Source organism: Dactylosporangium sp. McL0621, from assembly GCF_049995355.1.
In the GTDB taxonomy this organism is placed as follows: Bacteria; Actinomycetota; Actinomycetes; order Mycobacteriales; family Micromonosporaceae; genus Dactylosporangium.
Map to the genome: position 1 here is coordinate 7,303,654 of NZ_CP188259.1, position 16,149 is coordinate 7,319,802.

16 protein-coding genes are annotated in these 16,149 nt (G+C 72.6%); 10 read left to right on the top strand and 6 right to left on the bottom strand.

From position 1 onward, the window contains the following. Nucleotides 1–78 precede the first annotated feature (78 nt). The 10 genes from ACPPVO_RS34335 (at nucleotide 79) to ACPPVO_RS34380 (ending at nucleotide 9,834) form a co-directional block, all read left to right on the top strand. A complete protein-coding gene (locus ACPPVO_RS34335; RefSeq protein ID WP_426502696.1) occupies nucleotides 79–366 on the top strand; it encodes an MSMEG_0570 family nitrogen starvation response protein in 288 nt (95 codons plus the stop codon). Further along, nucleotides 363–1,718, top strand: a complete 1,356-nt coding sequence (locus ACPPVO_RS34340) for an MSMEG_0569 family flavin-dependent oxidoreductase (protein WP_426502697.1) — start codon at nucleotides 363–365, stop codon at nucleotides 1,716–1,718. Before ACPPVO_RS34335 ends, ACPPVO_RS34340 begins: the two co-directional genes overlap by 4 nt. Continuing rightward, the gene (locus ACPPVO_RS34345) at nucleotides 1,711–2,538 is read left to right on the top strand and encodes an amidohydrolase family protein (RefSeq protein ID WP_426502698.1); all 828 of its coding nucleotides are present in this window, start codon (nucleotides 1,711–1,713) and stop codon (nucleotides 2,536–2,538) included. Before ACPPVO_RS34340 ends, ACPPVO_RS34345 begins: the two co-directional genes overlap by 8 nt. Before the next feature lie 10 nt (nucleotides 2,539–2,548). Next, the gene (locus ACPPVO_RS34350; RefSeq protein WP_426502699.1) at nucleotides 2,549–3,061 is read left to right on the top strand and encodes an MSMEG_0572/Sll0783 family nitrogen starvation response protein; all 513 of its coding nucleotides are present in this window, start codon (nucleotides 2,549–2,551) and stop codon (nucleotides 3,059–3,061) included. Between the two features lie 54 nt (nucleotides 3,062–3,115). Continuing rightward, complete coding sequence (locus ACPPVO_RS34355) at nucleotides 3,116–4,123, top strand: MSMEG_0568 family radical SAM protein (RefSeq protein WP_426514747.1); 1,008 nt, start codon at nucleotides 3,116–3,118, stop codon at nucleotides 4,121–4,123. After that, a complete protein-coding gene (locus ACPPVO_RS34360) occupies nucleotides 4,120–5,496 on the top strand; it encodes an MSMEG_0567/sll0787 family protein (protein ID WP_426502700.1) in 1,377 nt (458 codons plus the stop codon). Before ACPPVO_RS34355 ends, ACPPVO_RS34360 begins: the two co-directional genes overlap by 4 nt. After that, on the top strand, nucleotides 5,493–6,332 hold the full coding sequence (locus ACPPVO_RS34365; protein WP_426502701.1) for a carbon-nitrogen hydrolase family protein: 840 nt from the start codon (nucleotides 5,493–5,495) through the stop codon (nucleotides 6,330–6,332). Before ACPPVO_RS34360 ends, ACPPVO_RS34365 begins: the two co-directional genes overlap by 4 nt. Nucleotides 6,333–6,334: 2 nt before the next feature. Next, a complete protein-coding gene (locus ACPPVO_RS34370) occupies nucleotides 6,335–7,165 on the top strand; it encodes a carbon-nitrogen hydrolase family protein (RefSeq protein WP_426502702.1) in 831 nt (276 codons plus the stop codon). Beyond that, nucleotides 7,162–8,298 (top strand): MSMEG_0565 family glycosyltransferase, encoded by a 1,137-nt coding sequence (locus tag ACPPVO_RS34375; RefSeq protein ID WP_426502703.1) that lies wholly within the window; start codon nucleotides 7,162–7,164, stop codon nucleotides 8,296–8,298. The genes ACPPVO_RS34370 and ACPPVO_RS34375 overlap by 4 nt, the downstream gene beginning before the upstream one ends. Nucleotides 8,299–8,394: 96 nt before the next feature. Next, entirely contained in the window at nucleotides 8,395–9,834 is a 1,440-nt protein-coding gene (locus ACPPVO_RS34380) for a purine-cytosine permease family protein (protein ID WP_426502704.1), read from the top strand. Here the strand turns inward: ACPPVO_RS34380 and codA are convergent. The 6 genes from codA to ACPPVO_RS34410 all read right to left on the bottom strand — a co-directional run bounded on the left by codA (nucleotide 9,809) and on the right by ACPPVO_RS34410 (nucleotide 16,112). Beyond that, nucleotides 9,809–11,077, bottom strand: a complete 1,269-nt coding sequence (gene codA, locus ACPPVO_RS34385; RefSeq protein ID WP_426502705.1) for a cytosine deaminase — start codon at nucleotides 11,075–11,077, stop codon at nucleotides 9,809–9,811. The genes ACPPVO_RS34380 and codA overlap by 26 nt on opposite strands. Further along, nucleotides 11,074–12,273, bottom strand: a complete 1,200-nt coding sequence (locus tag ACPPVO_RS34390) for a Rieske 2Fe-2S domain-containing protein (RefSeq protein ID WP_426502706.1) — start codon at nucleotides 12,271–12,273, stop codon at nucleotides 11,074–11,076. The genes codA and ACPPVO_RS34390 overlap by 4 nt, the downstream gene beginning before the upstream one ends. A 140-nt stretch (nucleotides 12,274–12,413) precedes the next feature. Further along, complete coding sequence (locus tag ACPPVO_RS34395; RefSeq protein WP_426502707.1) at nucleotides 12,414–13,085, bottom strand: response regulator; 672 nt, start codon at nucleotides 13,083–13,085, stop codon at nucleotides 12,414–12,416. Next, nucleotides 13,082–14,347, bottom strand: a complete 1,266-nt coding sequence (locus tag ACPPVO_RS34400; RefSeq protein WP_426502708.1) for a sensor histidine kinase — start codon at nucleotides 14,345–14,347, stop codon at nucleotides 13,082–13,084. The genes ACPPVO_RS34395 and ACPPVO_RS34400 overlap by 4 nt, the downstream gene beginning before the upstream one ends. Beyond that, nucleotides 14,344–15,192 carry an ABC transporter permease subunit gene (locus tag ACPPVO_RS34405; RefSeq protein ID WP_426502709.1) on the bottom strand — a complete coding sequence of 283 codons (849 nt, stop codon included), beginning with the start codon at nucleotides 15,190–15,192 and terminating at the stop codon, nucleotides 14,344–14,346. Before ACPPVO_RS34405 ends, ACPPVO_RS34400 begins: the two co-directional genes overlap by 4 nt. Continuing rightward, entirely contained in the window at nucleotides 15,189–16,112 is a 924-nt protein-coding gene (locus tag ACPPVO_RS34410) for an ABC transporter ATP-binding protein (protein WP_426502710.1), read from the bottom strand. Before ACPPVO_RS34410 ends, ACPPVO_RS34405 begins: the two co-directional genes overlap by 4 nt. Nucleotides 16,113–16,149: the final 37 nt, after the last annotated feature.

Sequence of the window (16,149 nt, forward strand, 5' to 3'; positions counted from 1 at the left end):
CAGTGGTTGTTCCGGATGAAACCACCGGGAAATTGCTCGTGCCTTGACTGTCGACCATGACCAGTCACGGGTGCCGCGATGCCTGAGCGGTTTGTGGTGGTGCGTTGGCCGGACGCTCGGACGCAGCGGTGCTATTCACCGTCGACCGTGGTCGAGGACTATTTCCGTGTCGGCGACACCTACACGGTAGCGGACTTCGTCGAGCGAAGCCGCGAGGCGCTTTCCGCCGCCGGCGAGCGCGTTCGCGCGGCGTACGGATTTCCGTGCGGCAAGGCGGCGCGGCAGATCGTCGAGATCGAGCGGTGGGCCGCCGCGCTCGGGCCCGCGCCCGCCGGTCGGGTCACGGTGGAGAGGATCGACACGTGAGCGCCCCCGTGCCGCTCGACGGGAGTCATCACCCCGTCGTCGTGGTCGGTGGCGGCCAGGCCGGGCTGTCGATGAGCTGGTACCTGTGCCAGCGCGGCGTCGATCACGTAGTGCTGGAACGGCACTCGGTCGGCCACGAATGGCGGGAACGGCGATGGGACTCGTTCTGCCTCGTGACGCCCAACTGGCAGTGCCAGCTGCCCGGATTCCCTTATCAGGGCGACGATCCGGACGGGTTCATGCCCGGCCCGGACATCGTGTCGTACCTGGAGCGGTACGCGGCGTCGTTCGGCCCGCCGCTGATGCAAGGCGTGACGGTGCAACGCCTGCGGCGCACGGCGGGCGGGGTGTTCGAGGTCCGCACGTCGGCCGGCACGTGCACCGCCGACCAGGTGGTGATCGCCACCGGGCCGTATCACAATCCGGCGGTACCGCGGCTCGCCGAGCGCCTGCCGGTCGATCTCATGCAGGTGCATTCCTCGCAGTACCGCAGCCCGGCGCAGCTGCCGGACGGCGCGGTGCTCATTGTCGGCACCGGGCAGTCCGGCTGCCAGATCGCCGAGGACCTGCATCTGGCGGGGCGGGCCGTGCACCTGGCGGTGGGCAGCGCGCCACGGTCGGCGCGGCGCTACCGCGGACGGGACGTCATCGCCTGGCTCGATGAGATGGGCTACTACGCCAAGGGCATCGACGAGTTCGCCGACGCCGACGAGGTGCGGCTGCGCGCCAACCACTACATGACCGGCCGGGACCGCGGCCACGACATCGACCTGCGGGCGTTCGCCCGGCAAGGGATGCGGCTACACGGCCGGTTGACCGACATCGCCGGCCGGTGGGTGTCCTTCGCCGACGACCTGGCGGCGAACCTGGACCGGGCCGACGCGGTCGCCGACGGCATCAAGGACGCGATCGACCGGTACATCGAGGCGCACGGGCACGCCGCGCCGGACGAGCCGCGCTACACGCCGGTGTGGCGGCCGGCGGGTGCGCAGGCCGGCATCGACCTGGTGGCGGAGGGGATCCGGTCGGTGGTGTGGAGCACCGGGTTCCACCGCGATCACCGGTGGGTCGAGGTGCCGGTGTTCGACGGGCGCGGCTACCCGACCCATGTGCGCGGCGTCACCAGCTGCCCCGGCCTGTACTTCCTCGGCCTGCCCTGGCAGTTCACCTGGGGTTCGGGCCGGTTCGCCGGCGTGGCCCGGGACGCGGCCTACCTGGACGGCCGGATCGGGCTGGCCGCAAGGCAGCGCGCCACGGAGGAGGTGCGCTGGATCGCCGGCACACCCGCCGAGACCTACCCGGACCTGGACTGGTTCATGCCTCGGGAGCCCGCGGGAGCCGGGCGTGGCTGAACGCTGGATCCGCGACGCGCACCGGCACCTCGGTGTCCTGCCGGCCTATCCGTTCTACGGCGGTCCGCCCGTCCACCCCGACGTCACGGCCCGGGCGACGCTCGAGGAGCTCATCAGGGACCTCGACGCCGAGGGGACCGAGCGGGCGCTCGTCCTGCCCAACTACGGCGTGCCCGACCCGGCGATCGCGTTCTCCTTCAACGACCTGGTCGTCGAGGCGGCGCAGCGCGACGACCGGATCCGCTGCGGGCTGTGGGTCTCCCCGCGACCGCAAGACGCCGCCCGCACGGCCGGTGCCCTCGCGCTGGCCGGCGAGCCCGGGGTGCGCGCCCTGAAGCTCAGCTTCCTGCTCGGCGGACGGGCCACCGACCCGGCGTGCCTGGTGCAACTGGATACGATCTTCGCCACCGCGCGCCGGCACGGCCTGGTGGTGCATGTGCACACGTCGCCGGGCGCCGCATCGGACATCGACGAGGTGGGGACGCTCGTCGACCGATACGCCGATGCGGTACCGATCCATCTTGTGCACTTCGGCGGCGGGATGAGCGGCCACATCAAGCTCATCGGCGGCCGGTTCTTCGACTGGATCGCCGCCGGGAAGCAGGTCTACACCGACCTGTCCTGGGCGATCGGCTTCGCGCCGCGCTGGCTGGCACAGCAGATCGAGCGGCGCGGCATCGGCCACGACCGCGTGCTGTTCGCCAGCGACGAGCCGTGGGGGGACCACGCCGGCGAGTCGGCCCGGCTGCGCACCGCGGTCGGCGACGGCGAGCTCGCCGACGCCGTGTTCCGGGGAACGTTCGAAAAACTCTACGGATGAAGGAGCCACCGTGCCCGAACTGACCGACCTCGAGCAGAAGAGCCTCACCGAGATCCCCCACCCGGCGCTCGCCGAGGGGTCGAGCATCTACGGCGGGACCAAGGTGTTCCCCGACTATCAGGCCGAGGAGGGGGAGGTCTACTTCACCCTCGTGCACGGCATCGCCCACGAGTCCTCGGTGAGCTTCGTGGCGATCCTGCAGGCGACCCGCGCGCTGCGGAAGGGCTTCGAGTCGGCCATCTACTTCTACGGGCCGGGCTCGCTCAACTGCCTCGCCACCCGCGGCTTCCCGACGACGGGCAACTCGGCGTTCCCGGGTGAGCACAACATCAACAACTCGCTGAAGACGTTCATCGCGGAGGGCGGCAAGGTCTACTGCTGCCGCTTCGGGCTCTCGCTGCACGGTGCCCGCGAGGAGGACCTCATCGAGGGCGTCATCCCGACGCACCCGCTCGACGTGCAGGACGCACTGATCCACTACGCACGCAAGGGCGCCATCATCAACTCGACCTACATGTTCTAGGAGACCGCGGTGAGCGTTGGCACCAGAGCCGAGATCGCCGTTCGCGGCGTGCGGGTGGACGCACCGGTCCGGCGGCCGGCAGGCGCCGGCCCCAGTGACGATGGTCATCTGGTGGTGGACGGTGCCAACGCCGCCCTGCCGGTGAACCCCGACAGCCCTTACGTGGTGCGGGACGACCGGCTGTGGCTGGACGGGCGGGACCTCGGGTTGTCCGTGCAGGTGGTGCGGCGGCCGAGGTTCTACGACCTGGTCACCGCCGATGGCGTCCGCTACGAGCAGATCGCCCGGCTGCACGGCGCCGATGTGCTCGCTACGACCGTCGTGCAGACCTGCATCCGCTACGAGGAGGCGCGGCGCTGCCGCTTCTGCACCATCGAGGAGTCGCTGCGCTCCGGCGCGACGATCGCGGCGAAGACCCCAGCGCAACTGGCCGAGGTGGCCGAGGCCGCGGTGCGGCTCGACGGGGTACGGCAGATGGTGATGACCACCGGCACCACGGCCGGCCCCGACCGCGGCGCACGCAACCTGGTGCGCAGCGTCCGGGCCGTCCTCGCGGCGGTGCCGGGGCTGCCGATCCAGGTGCAGATCGAACCGCCAGGCGACCTGGAAGTGCTGGCCGAACTGCGCGAAGCCGGCGCGACCGCGATCGGCATCCATGTCGAGTCGCTCGACGACGAGGTGCGCCGCCGCTGGATGCCCGGCAAGGCGACCGTGCCGCTCGCGGCGTACGAGACGGCGTGGGATGAGGCGGTGCGGGTGTTCGGCCGCAACAAGGTGTCGACCTACCTGCTGATCGGCCTCGGCGAGGACCCCGACGAACTGGTCGCGGGCGCGAGCCGGCTGATCGCCCGCGGGGTGTATCCGTTCGTTGTGCCGTTCCGATCCACGGTCGGCACCCTGGCCCGCCGCGACGGGATCGCCGGCCCGGCGGCGGCGCTCGTCCGGGATGTCACCGAACGGGTCGCGGTGCTGCTCAAGGACGCCGGGATGACGGGCGCCGACCAGGAGGCCGGCTGCGCGGCATGCGGTGCGTGCGGGGTCCTGCAGGCGGCCGGCGGATGAGCGTCGATCTCGTTCCCGTCCTGTCCGGGCTGCGGCCGACGGTCCAGATCGAACCGGCCTCGGGCGCCGCGCTCGACGCCTATCGGGCGCTGCGGCAGGCGGTGTTCGTCGAGGAGCAGGGGCTCTTCGAGCGGCACGACCGGGACGAGCTGGATGACGACCCGCGCACCGTGGTGCTCGTAGCCCGGGATCAGCGGGGCACCGTCCTGGGCGGGGTCCGGCTCGGTCCCGCCCGGCCGGGGTCCGACATCGGATGGTGGCTCGGCGGGCGGCTCGTTGTCGATTCGCGCGCTCGCGGTACCAACGGCATCGGTCCTTTGCTTGTCAACGCGGCCTGCGCGTGGGCCGAGAATGCCGGGGTGCTGCGCTTCGAGGCCACCGTGCAGGCGCGCAATGAACCGCTGTTCCACCGGCTCGGCTGGCGCCGCGTGCGTCCCGCCGTCGTGGCCGGCGTCCGGCACACGCTGATGCGCTGGCCGATCGGGCGGCTCGCGGTGCTCGCGGGGGCCACCAAGCAGCCGCTCGGCGAGCTGCTGCAGGGACTCCGGCCGGGCGGGAGCGGGTTCGTCGGCGACGACGGCGCGCCGGTGCCCGGCACGGACCTGATCGCCGCGTGTGACGCGATCATCCCGTCGATGGTGGAGCGCGACCCGCACTGGGCCGGCTGGTGCGCGGTCCTTGTCAACGTCAACGACCTCGCCGCGATGGGTGCGGCCCCGGTCGGGCTGCTGAACGCCATCGGGGCGCGCGATGCCGCACTCGCCGGACGGATCCTCGGCGGGCTGCGCGAGGCGAGCGCGCGGTACGGCATCCCGATCCTGGGCGGGCACACCCAGCTCGGCGTGCCGGCCGCCCTGTCCGCGACGGCGCTGGGGCGCACCGGCCATCCGGTGCCCGGTGGCGGCGGGCGCCCCGGCCAGCAGGTCCGGCTGACCGCCGACCTCGGCGGGCAGTGGCGGCCCGGGTACCACGGCCGTCAGTGGGACTCGACGTCCACCCGCGACAGTTCGCAGCTGCGGGCGATGCTCGGGGTCGTGGCGCAGGCCCGTCCCAGCGCGGCCAAGGACGTGTCGATGGCCGGCATCGGCGGTACCCTCGGCATGCTCGCAGAAGCGAGCGGATGCGGGGCGGTGCTCGACGTGGCGCGCGTGCCCCGGCCCGCCGGCGCGACGATGGGCGACTGGCTCACCTGCTTTCCCGGCTTCGCGATGCTCACGACCGATCACGCCGCGTCGGCGGTCCCCGCCGCGGGACCCGCCGTCGGCGGCGCGTGCGGCGAGCTGGTCGCGGGCCAAGGCGTCCGGCTGCGCTGGCCGGACGGGGAACTCACCGACGCGATACCGGCTGGTGTCACGGGATTGGGACGGGCATGACCTCGATACGGATGGCGGCGGTCGCCGCGGCGTTCGACCGGGACCTGGAGGAGGACTTCGCGCGCGCCGAACGGCTGATCGGGACGGCCCGGCGGGACGGGGTGCGGCTGCTCGCCCTGCCCGAGGCGTGCCTCGGCGGTTACCTGGCGCACCTCGACGGTGGCGCCGACGGTCCGCCGGCCCTGCACGCCGACGGCCCGGAGATCGCGCGGCTCGCGAAGCTGGCCGGTGGCATGGTCGTCTGCGCCGGGTACTGCGAGGCGGACGGCGACCTGCGGTACAACAGCGTCGTCTGTGTCAACGGCGACGGTATCCTCGGCCGGCACCGCAAGGTGCATCAGCCGCTGCAGGAGAGCGCGAGCTACGCTTCCGGCGACGTGTTCGAGGCGTTCGACACGCCCGTCGGCCGGCTCGGCATGATGATCTGTTACGACAAGGCGTTCCCCGAGTCGGCGCGGTCCCTCGCCTTGGACGGCGCGGAGATCGTGGTGTGCGTGTCGGCGTGGCCCGGCAGCCGCACGGCACCCAGCGCCGATCTTGCCGAGGACCGGTGGACCCGCCGGTTCGACCTGTTCGACCGGGCCCGCGCCCTGGAGAACCAGGTGGTCTGGCTGTCGGCCAACCAGGCCGGCACGTTCGGGTCGCTGCGGTTCGTTGCCAGCGCGAAGGTGGTCGACCCGGGCGGCGAGGTGCTCGCCACCACCGGCACCGCGCCCGGCATCGCGGTCGCCGAGCTCGACGTCGCGCAGGCCCTCACCACGGCCCGCCGATCCATGGCGCACCTGCGCGACCGCCGCCCCGATGCGTATCCGACGCCGGCCGGAGCCATCAGCTAGTCATGGGAGTCATCCGCATCGCGGCGGCGGCCGCGCACTTCGGTCGCGATCTGGACTTCGACCTCGGCCGGATCGGCAAGCTGATCGCCGACGCCCGCGCGTCCGCGGCGGACCTGCTGGTGCTGCCCGACGCGGCGCTGGGCGGCTACCTCGCCGACCTGCGCCATCCGGACCCGGCGGCACTGCCACCCGCGCTGAAGCCCGACGACCCGCTCATCGAGCACATCGCCGCGCTGGCGCGGGACATGGTGGTCTGCGTCGGCTACTGCGAGGCCGACGGCGACGACCGGTACAACGCAGCCGTCTGCGTCACCGGCGACGGCGTCCTCGGCCGGCACCGCAAGGTGCACCTGCCGGCCGCCGAGGTGACCGCATACCGGGCCGGCGACACGTTCGCCGCGTTCGACACGCCGGTCGGGCGGATCGGGATGCTCATCGACTACGACAAGACGTTCCCCGAGTCGGCCCGCACCCTGGCGATCGGCGGTGCGCAGATCGTGGCGTGCCTGTCGGCCTGGCCCGCGAGCATCACCAACCAGGCGCCGAAGCTCAACCAGGACCGCCAGTCGCGGCTGTTCGACCTCTACGACTGCGCCCGGGCCGCCGAGAACCAGATCGTGGTGGTCTCGTCCAACCAGACCGGCGCAATGGGCGGCATGCGCTTCCTCGGCCAGGCGAAGGTGGTCGGGCCGGCCGGCAACATCCTCGCCCGCACCTGGGCGAAGGCCGGGCTGGCCGTCGCCGAGCTCGACGTCGCCGCCGAGATCGCCGCGGCCCGGCGGGTGCTGCACCACCTCGACGAGCGCCGGCCGGACACCTACGAGGGCATGTGAAGATCGCGCTGCTGAGCTACTCGACCCGACCCCGAGGCGGGGTGGTGCACACGCTCGCGCTCGCCGAGGCACTGGCCGGGGAGGGAGCGGACGTCACGGTCTGGACGCTCGGGCGGGGCGGCGACACCGAGCTCTTCCGGCCGGTGTCGCCGGCGGTGCGGGTCGAAATCGTGCCGTTCCCGGACCGCCCCGGCGAGGCGGTGGGGCCGCGGATCCTGCGCTCGATCGAGGCCCTGCGCGCCGCCTTCGAGCCGGGCCGCTTCGACATCGTCCACGCGCAGGACTGCATCAGCGCCAACGCCGTCCCGCGCTGCATCCGAACGGTGCACCACCTCGACCACTTCACGACCCCGGAGCTGGCGGCCTGTCACGAGCGCGCCATCGTGCACCCCTACGCGCACGTCTGCGTGTCGGCCGCCGTGGCGGCCGAGCTTCGCACCGGCTGGGGGCTGACCGCGACGGTGATCCCCAACGGCGTCGACTACGACCGTTTCGCCGCGGCCGCCCCCCGCCAAGGGCTCGGGCACTTCGTCCTGGCGGTCGGCGGCATCGAACCCCGCAAGGGCTCGCTCGACCTGCTCGAGGCCTTCGCGCTGCTGCGCCGGGACGTCCCGGACCTGCGGCTGGTGATCGCGGGCGGGGAGACCCTCTTCGACTACCGCGACTACCGGGCCGAATGGGAACGCGCGGCCGAGCGGTTGGGCATCGCGCCGGTCGTGCTCGGCGCCGTCGCCCACGACGAGCTGCCCGGGCTCGTGGCGGCGGCCGCCGTGTTCGCATTTCCGTCCACAAAGGAGGGTTTCGGGCTGGCCGCCATGGAGGCGCTCGCCGCCGGCGTGCCCGTCGTGGCCCGGGATCTGCCGGTACTCCGCGAGGTGTTCGGATCCACCGTCCGCTACGGGTCCGGCCCGGCGTCCCTCGCCTCGGCGATGCTGGCCGCGATCCGGGCCGCTGAACCCGGCCGGCGTGCGGCCGGCCGTTCCCTCGCGGCCGCACACACCTGGAAATCGGCGGCACAGCGGCACCTGGAGCTCTATCGGGCCCTCGGTGGCCCGGCTCCGATGCGACGCCACGATCCTGAGGAGGAAGACCGGCCCGGCGAGGGACCTGACGCCGTCACGGCAGCGGGTTGACAACGCAGCGACCGGAAACTTCGGTGGAACGTGGTCGTCACAACTCGAACGGACATTGAACCAACGCCGAAGATCAGGGTAGCGAATGGAGCCGTCATGGCCGCATCTGATACCGACACCCACGTCATCGCCGCCGAGGTTCGCGAGGGGACCTACGGTCGCAAGATCGCCGCCGTGGAGCCGGGCGGCGCCGAGTTCATTCCCCTGTCCGAGCGGCACGGGCGGCCGCTGGACCTTTTCTGGACGTGGATGTCGCCGAACCTGGAGTTCGCGACGATCTTCGTCGGGGTCATCTCGATCCTGTACTTCCAGCAGTCGTTCTGGGCGGCCGTCGCGGCGATCGTGGTGGGCACCGGGCTCGGCTCGCTCACGCACGGCATCCTGTCGTCGCGAGGGCCGCGGGCCGGCGTGCCGCAGATGATCCTGAGCCGGGTCGGCTTCGGGTTCCTCGGCAACATCCTCCCGGCCGGGCTCAACGCCGTCGTGGCGGGCGTCGGCTGGTTTGCCGTCAACAGCGTCTCCGGCGCGTTCGCGCTGGCCACCCTGACCCACCTGGACAAGCTGCCGTGCCTGCTCATCGTGGTGGTGGCCCAGGTCGTCATCGCATTCTTCGGGCACAACCTGGTCCAGGTCTTCGAGCGGTACGCCTTCCCGGTGCTCGCCGCCGCATTCCTCCTCGCCGTCGCCTGGACGTTCGCCAAGACCGACCCCGGGGCAGCGGTCGCGGCGGGCGGCGGCGGCATCGGGGGTTTCCTGCTGACGGTCGGCGCCGCGTTCGGTTATGCGGCCGGGTGGAACCCGTACGCCACTGACTACACGCGCTACCTCAAGCCGGACACGAACCAGCGGGCCGTGGGGCTGTGGGCCGGCCTCGGCGTCTTCGTCTCCTGCACGGTCCTGGAACTGGCCGGGGCCGCGTCCGTGACGATCGCCGGGCCCATCGGTGACAACCTGACCGGGAACTTCACCCAGCACCTGCCGACCTGGCTGGCCGACGTCACCCTGCTGGCCATCGCCATCGGGGCCGTCTCGGCGAACGTCATCAACATCTACTCGGGCGCGATGTCGTTCCTGGCGCTGGGCATCCGGCTCCCGTTGAACCAGCGGCGGGCCATCGTCGCGCTGGTGTTCGGCGTGGCCGGGTTCATCCTCGCCTGGACCGGGCTCAAGGACGCGGGCGCGAAGTACGAGGGCTTCCTGCTCGTCATCTCCTACTGGATCGGGCCGTGGCTGGGCGTCTACCTCACCGACTGGTACCTGCGGCGAGGCAAGCAGGTCGACGGGTTCCTCTTCGACCGGCGGCACAACCCCTGGGCCGGCTGGCTGGCGATGGCGATCGGCATGGCGGTGTCGATCCTGCTGTTCTCGAAGCAGGTGGACTACACCGGGCCGGTGCCGTCGCACATCAAGCAGTTCGGCGACTCGACCTTCGAGGTCGGGTTCGTGGTGTCGGCCGCACTGTACTGGATCGGTTTCCAGCTGCAGGGCGGCAAGGACCGCGAGGAAACGCTCACGTTTGCTCCCGCAGGAAGCTGACCGGCTCCTCGACACCGTTCCACAGCACCGTCGTCTCGGCCGGCCGCGTGCGCGCCACCTCGCGGCCGGCCCGCAGCACCAGGTATCGCGGCGCGACCAGCCGCACGGCGTCCATCGCGGACGGTGCGTCGAAGACGACCAGGTCGGCCGGGCCACCCACGTGCAACCCGTAGTCCTCGAGGCCCAGCGCGGCCGCGGGGTTAACGGTGATCATGTCGATCAGCCGGGGCAGTTCGGCGTCGCCGGTCATGTGGCCGAGGTGCGCGAGCACGAACGCCGCCTGCAACGGGTCGCCGTAGCCCAGCGGATACCACGGGTCCATGATCGAGTCGTGGCCGACGCACACGTTGACGCCGGCCTCCTGCAGCTGCTTGACCCGGGTGTGTCCGCGGCGCACCGGGCCGGTGTCGAAGCGGCCCTGCAGCACGGCATTGTCCAGCGGATTGGTCACCATGTGCAGGCCCGCCCGGGCGATGTTGGCGACCAGGCGGTACGCGTAGGCGGCGTTGTACGAGTGCATCGCCGTGGTGTGGCTGGCCGTGACCCGGCCGGCCAGGCCCCGCCGGATCGTCTCCGCCACCATCACCTCGATGAACCGCGAGTGCTCGTCGTCGGTCTCGTCGCAGTGAATGTCGACGCGCAGCCCGTGCTCGTCGGCGAGCGCGAACGCGAAGCGCACCGACTCGACGCCGTCCTCGCGGGTCAGCTCGTAGTGGGGAATCGCGCCGATCACGTCGGCGCCCAGGTCGACCGCCTTGCGCATCAGCCCGCGGCCGCCTTCGTAGGACAGGATGCCCTGCTGGGGGAACGCAACCAGCTGCAGGTCGATCGTGCCGCGCAGCTCCTGGCGCAGCTCGGCCAGCCCGCGCAGCGCCCGCAGCTCGGGGTCGCACACGTCGACGTGGCTGCGCACGGCCTGGACGCCGTTGGCCAGCTGCCATCGCAGCGCCTGAGCCGCCCTGGCCTTGACATCGTCGACGGTCAGTTCCTTGACCCGCTCGGCCCACACGGCGATGCCCTCGAAGAGCGATCCGGACACGTTGGGCCGCGGCTGCCCGACGGTGAGCACGGCGTCGAGGTGGATGTGCGGCTCGACCAGGGGCGGCGTGACAAGCCGGCCACCGAGGTCGATCGTGCGAGCGGCGGGCTCCTGCGCCGGCACGATCCGGCCGGCGTGGATACCGATGGCACGCGGCTCGGTCTCACCGGCCACGAGCGCGTTGAGCAGCCTGAGGTCGATCATCGGGCCGCCCTTTCACGGAACCGCGTGAGCTCGCGGCGCAGGGCCACCCCGAGCCGGTCGGCGCGCACGTGCAGTTCGTCGCGCAACCGCAGCGGCAGCCCGGGCAGCGTCATCGTGCGCTGCAGCGCCAGGTCCTCGGCCAGGACGGCCTCCTCGAACGCGCACTCGCCCGCGACGACCTCGGGTCCGGGCCGCTCGACCCCGCCGATGCCGCGCAACAGCATCTTCGTATAGATGCGCGTCCGGGCGGTCGACTCGGGCTGGGCGAAGAACAAGATCGTCTTCACCGCGCCCGCGTCCAGCTCCTCGAGGCGCAGCATCAGCTGGAACGGCGCGCGGTAGACGTAGGTCGCGCGACGCCGCTGCCGGATCGGCCGCGTCCCGTCGAGCACTCCCGGATCCTCGGGGTTGTCGAACCACTGCTCCTGCACGCTGCGGCACCCGTCCGGCTCGTCCTGCACGGTGTACGCCGGGACGGCCCGCTCCTCCCCCGCGCCGAACGTCGCGGTGTGCACGAAGGGGAAGTGTGCGACGTCGAGGAAGTTGTCCGCGACCACGCCGGCCGACACGTTGGTGCGGGCCGGCGGCAGCCACGCCCCCACGAACTGCCGGTCCTCGTCGTCGGGGTCGTCGAACAGCTCCGTCAGCGGCTCCTCCGGGGCCAGCCAGACGAGGCCCCAGCGCGTCGTCACCGCGTACGGGGCCGGCTCGGCGTGCAGGTCCTCATCCACGCTCCAGGCCTCGCCGAGCAGCTCCGCGGTGAAGGGCAGCTCGGCGACCAGCCCGACCGGGTGCCACGCCCGCCGCAGGACCGGGTCCTCGTTGGTGCACAGCGGCGGCGGCTCGGCCGGAGCGATCGTCGCCCGGTCGAGCCAGACGCGGCCGTCGCGCTCCTGCACCGCCGGGCCCGGCGGAAGGTCGGCGCGCGGCGGGATGGCCCGGCCGGGCGCCGACGGGATGCTGACGCAGCGTCCATCGGGCCCGAACTCCCAGCCGTGGTAGGCACAGCGCAGCGTCCCGCCGGTCGGGGTGGCCGCCGACAACGGCACGAGGCGGTGCGGGCACCGGTCGGCGAAGACCCGGACGGGCCCGCCGTCGGCGAAGCGGACCAGCACGAACGGCACGTCGTCGACGTCGACCGCGAGGGGTCGCGTCGTGACGTCGGTGCTCCGCGCGACGGGCGTCCACTGGCTCACCGGCCCAGTCTGCATCCCGGATGTTTCGATCGGGTGCCGACTCCCGCGAGCATCGTCGGCGCCGCTCTCAAGGGCCGCCGGCGGCTCGCACCACGGGCCGGGCGCCGCGTCGGCCTGAGCACAGCTCGGCCGGACGACCGTCAGCCGCCGGTGCTGGGACGGGTCAGGCGTTGGTCGTAGGCGAAGATGACGGCCTGGACTCGGTCCCGGGCGCCGATCTTGGCGAGCACCTTGCCGACGTGGGTCTTCACGGTGGACTCGGACAGGACCAGGCGCTCGGCGATCTCGCGGTTCGTCCAGCCGGTGCCGATCGCGACCAGGATCTCGCGCTCGCGCTCGGTGAGGCCGGCCAGGCGCGGGTCGCTGCCGGCCGGGTCGGCGGCGGGCGCCAGGTGGCCGGCGAACCGATCCAGCAGGCGCCGGGTCAGTGCGGGCGCGATCACGGCGTCGCCGTCGGCGACGGCGCGGATGCCGGCCAGCAGCTCCTCGGGGCGGGCGTCCTTGAGCAGGAAGCCGCTGGCCCCGGCGCGCAGCGCCGCGTGGGCGTACTCGTCCAGATCGAACGTCGTCAGCACGAGCACCCGGGACCGGTCGCCGGCGGCCACGATGCGGCGGGTGGCCTCGATCCCGTCCATACCCGGCATGCGCACGTCCATCAGGATGACGTCCGGGTGCAGCTGCGCCGCGCGGCGCACGGCCTCGGTACCGTTGCCGGCTTCTCCGAGCACGTCGGTGTCCTCGTTGCTCTCCAGGAGCATGCGGAAGCCGAGCCGCTGCAGGGGCTGGTCGTCGACGATGAGTACGGTGATCATGGCTTGCCCTCGACGCTCGGGAACAGGGTGGCCCGCACGGTCCATCCTCCGCCCGGGCGGGGACCGGCCTCGACGGTGCCGCCGTAGAGGGCCGCACGCTCGCGCATGCCGGCGAGCCCGTGTCCGGTCGGCCCTGGCCGCGACGGCGCCCCGCCGGGCGGCTGCGGGCCGGTGTCGTGGACGGTGATGTCCACCCGCGGGCCGTCCCGGGCGACGGCGACGTCGAGCCGGGTGCCCGGCCCGGCGTAGCGCAGGGCGTTGGTCAGCGCCTCTTGCACGATGCGGTACGCCGCGAGCTGCACCCCGCGGTCCAGGGCGTCCACGTCGCCGACGGTGCGGTAGACGACGTGCGGCCCGGCCGCCCGGATGCGCTCGCACAGGGCGCCGATCTCGGCGATGCCGGGCTGCGGGTGCAGCTCGACGCCCTCGCGCTCCTCGCGCAGCACGCCAAGGACCCGGCGGAGCTCGGCGAGCGCCAGCCGGCCGGTTTCACCGATGCGCTCGAGGGCCTCGCGCCCGCGAGGCGGGTTGCCCTCGACCGCGTACGCGCCGCCGTCGGCCAGGGAGATGATCACCGACAGGCTGTGGCCGACGATGTCGTGCATCTCGCGGGCGACGCGGGTCCGCTCGGTGGCCGTGGCGAGACGGCTGCGCTGGTCGCGCTCGACCTCCAGGCGCAGCGCCCGGTCGCGCAGCGCGGCGAGCTGGGCCCGCCGGATGCGGATGGCGACGCCGAGCGCCGCGGCGGCCGTTGCGGCGGCGTACAGGAAGAACAGCGCGTCCCACGGCGACACCGCGCCGGAGACGCGCCAGGCGACCAGGCCCAGCGCCGCGGCGACCGTCAGCCCGGCCCAGGGCAGCCGGGCCGGGTGGACGCGCAGCACGATGCTGTAGACGGCGATGAGCAGCGCGACGTCGGCGCGCAGCAGCACGCCGACGGACCACTGCGCGACGAACACGGCGGCGACCGCGTAGAACGTGGCGGTCGGGGCCCGGCGGCGCCAGAACAGCGGCAGGACGAGGCCGAGCTGCAGGGCGATCGTGGCCGCCACCGGCGGATGGGCCAGCAGCAGCTGCAGGTCGGGCCGCTCGGCGTCGCGGTCGTGGTGGGCGAGGTCGGGGACGCCGAACACCAGCAGTACCGCCACCACCACCGCCGCATCGAAGCGCCACGGCCGGCGGGCGTCCAGCCGGCGCATCCACTGGCCGAGGCCGGCGAGCCGGTCGACCAGCGGATGGGCGGCGAGGTGGTCGGTGCTCATGCGTCCTTACGCAGCAGTCGGTAGGCGGCGCCGGCGAGCGCCAGAACCGTCCAGCCGATCAGGACCAGGGCACCGGCGCCCGCTGACAGCATGCCGGTCTGCGGGTGCAGCGAGTACAGCGACTCGCCGGCGTTGCTCGGCAGGTACTGGGCGACGTCGGCCCGCCAGGAGTTCGGCAGCAGCGACACGAGGCCGGGGACGAGCAGCAGCGTGGCGACGAGGACGGAGATGCCTCCGGCGACCGACCTCAGCAGCATGCCGAGCGCGATCCCGATCACCCCGACGAGGGCCAGGTAGAGCCCGGCGCCGAACAGGGCCCGCAGGACGTCGTCGCCGGACAGGCCCAGGTGGGCCGGGGTGCCGGACACGACCGCGTCGGCGATCAGGAACCCGCCGAACGCGCCGGCGAGGCCGACGATGACTGCGACCACGCCGTACACGGCGGCCTTGGACCACAGCACCGGCAGCCGGCGTGGCACCGCGGCGAGGGTCGAGCGGATCATGCCGGTGGAGTACTCACCGGCCGCGAACAGCACGCCGAGCACGCCGAGCGCCAGCTGGCCGAACCGGACGCCGAACAGCGTCAGGCTGACCGAGGTCGCGTCGGCGAAGTCCGGGTCCATGCGTCCGCCGGCGCTCGTCAACGATTTGTAGCGCAACGCCGCGATGGTGCCGAACGCCAGCAGCGCGAGCAGGCCGAGGCCAAGCGTGATCCAGGACGAGCGCAGCGTCCACAGCTTCGACCACTCCGAGCGCAGCACCCGCCGCCCGGTGACCCGGTACTGCGGCCGCGGCGCCGTTACGGCCGCGCCGCCCGGGTTGCGCTCCTGCGTGATGGTGCTCATGCGGCCACTCCGCTCGTGACGCCGCCGTGGTACTCCACGGCGTCCTTGGTCAGGTCCATGAACGCCTCCTCCAGCGATACCTGCCTCGGGGTCAGCTCGAACAGCGCGATGCCGTGCTCGGCGGCGGTCAACCCGATCTGACGGGCGGTCAGGCCGGTGACCCGCAGTTCCTCCGCGCCGGCCCCGGTGATCCCGACGCCCGGCCCCGCCAACACACTGCGCAGGCGTACCGGATCGGCGGTGGCTACGTCAACGGCGTCGCCGCCGGCCTGCCGGACCAGTTCCCGCACGCTGGTGTCGGCCAGCAGCCGACCCCGGCCGACCACGATGAGATGGTCGGCCACGAGGGCCACCTCGCTCATCAGGTGCGACGACACGAACACCGTCCGGCCCTCCGCCGCCAGGCCGGAGAGCAGATTGCGAATCCACAGCACACCCTCGGGATCCAGGCCGTTGACCGGTTCGTCGAGCATCACGGTGGCGGGGTCACCGAGCAGCGCCGCGGCGATGCCGAGCCGCTGCCCCATGCCCAGCGAGAACGACCCGGCGCGCTTGCGGGCCACGGACGTCAGTCCGGTCAGCTCGATGAGCTCGTCGACCCGCCGCCGCGGAATCCCGTGCGTGTAGGCGAGGGCCATCAGATGGTCGGACGCGCTGCGCCCCGGATGAATCGACCGCGCCTCCAGCAGCGCCCCGACCTCCTGCAGCGGCGCCGCATGCCGCGCGTACTGCTTGCCGTTGACGCTCACATCCCCGCTCGTCGGCGCATCGAGCCCGATGATCAGCCGCATCGTGGTCGACTTGCCCGCCCCGTTCGGCCCCAGGAAGCCCGTCACCGCACCAGGTTTGACCAGAAAATCGAGGCGGTCGACCGCGGTCTTCTCCCCGTAGCGCTTCGTCAACTGCCGTGCCTCGATCATCGAGCACTCCTCGCCGTCAGTCGCCGCATCCCGGCGC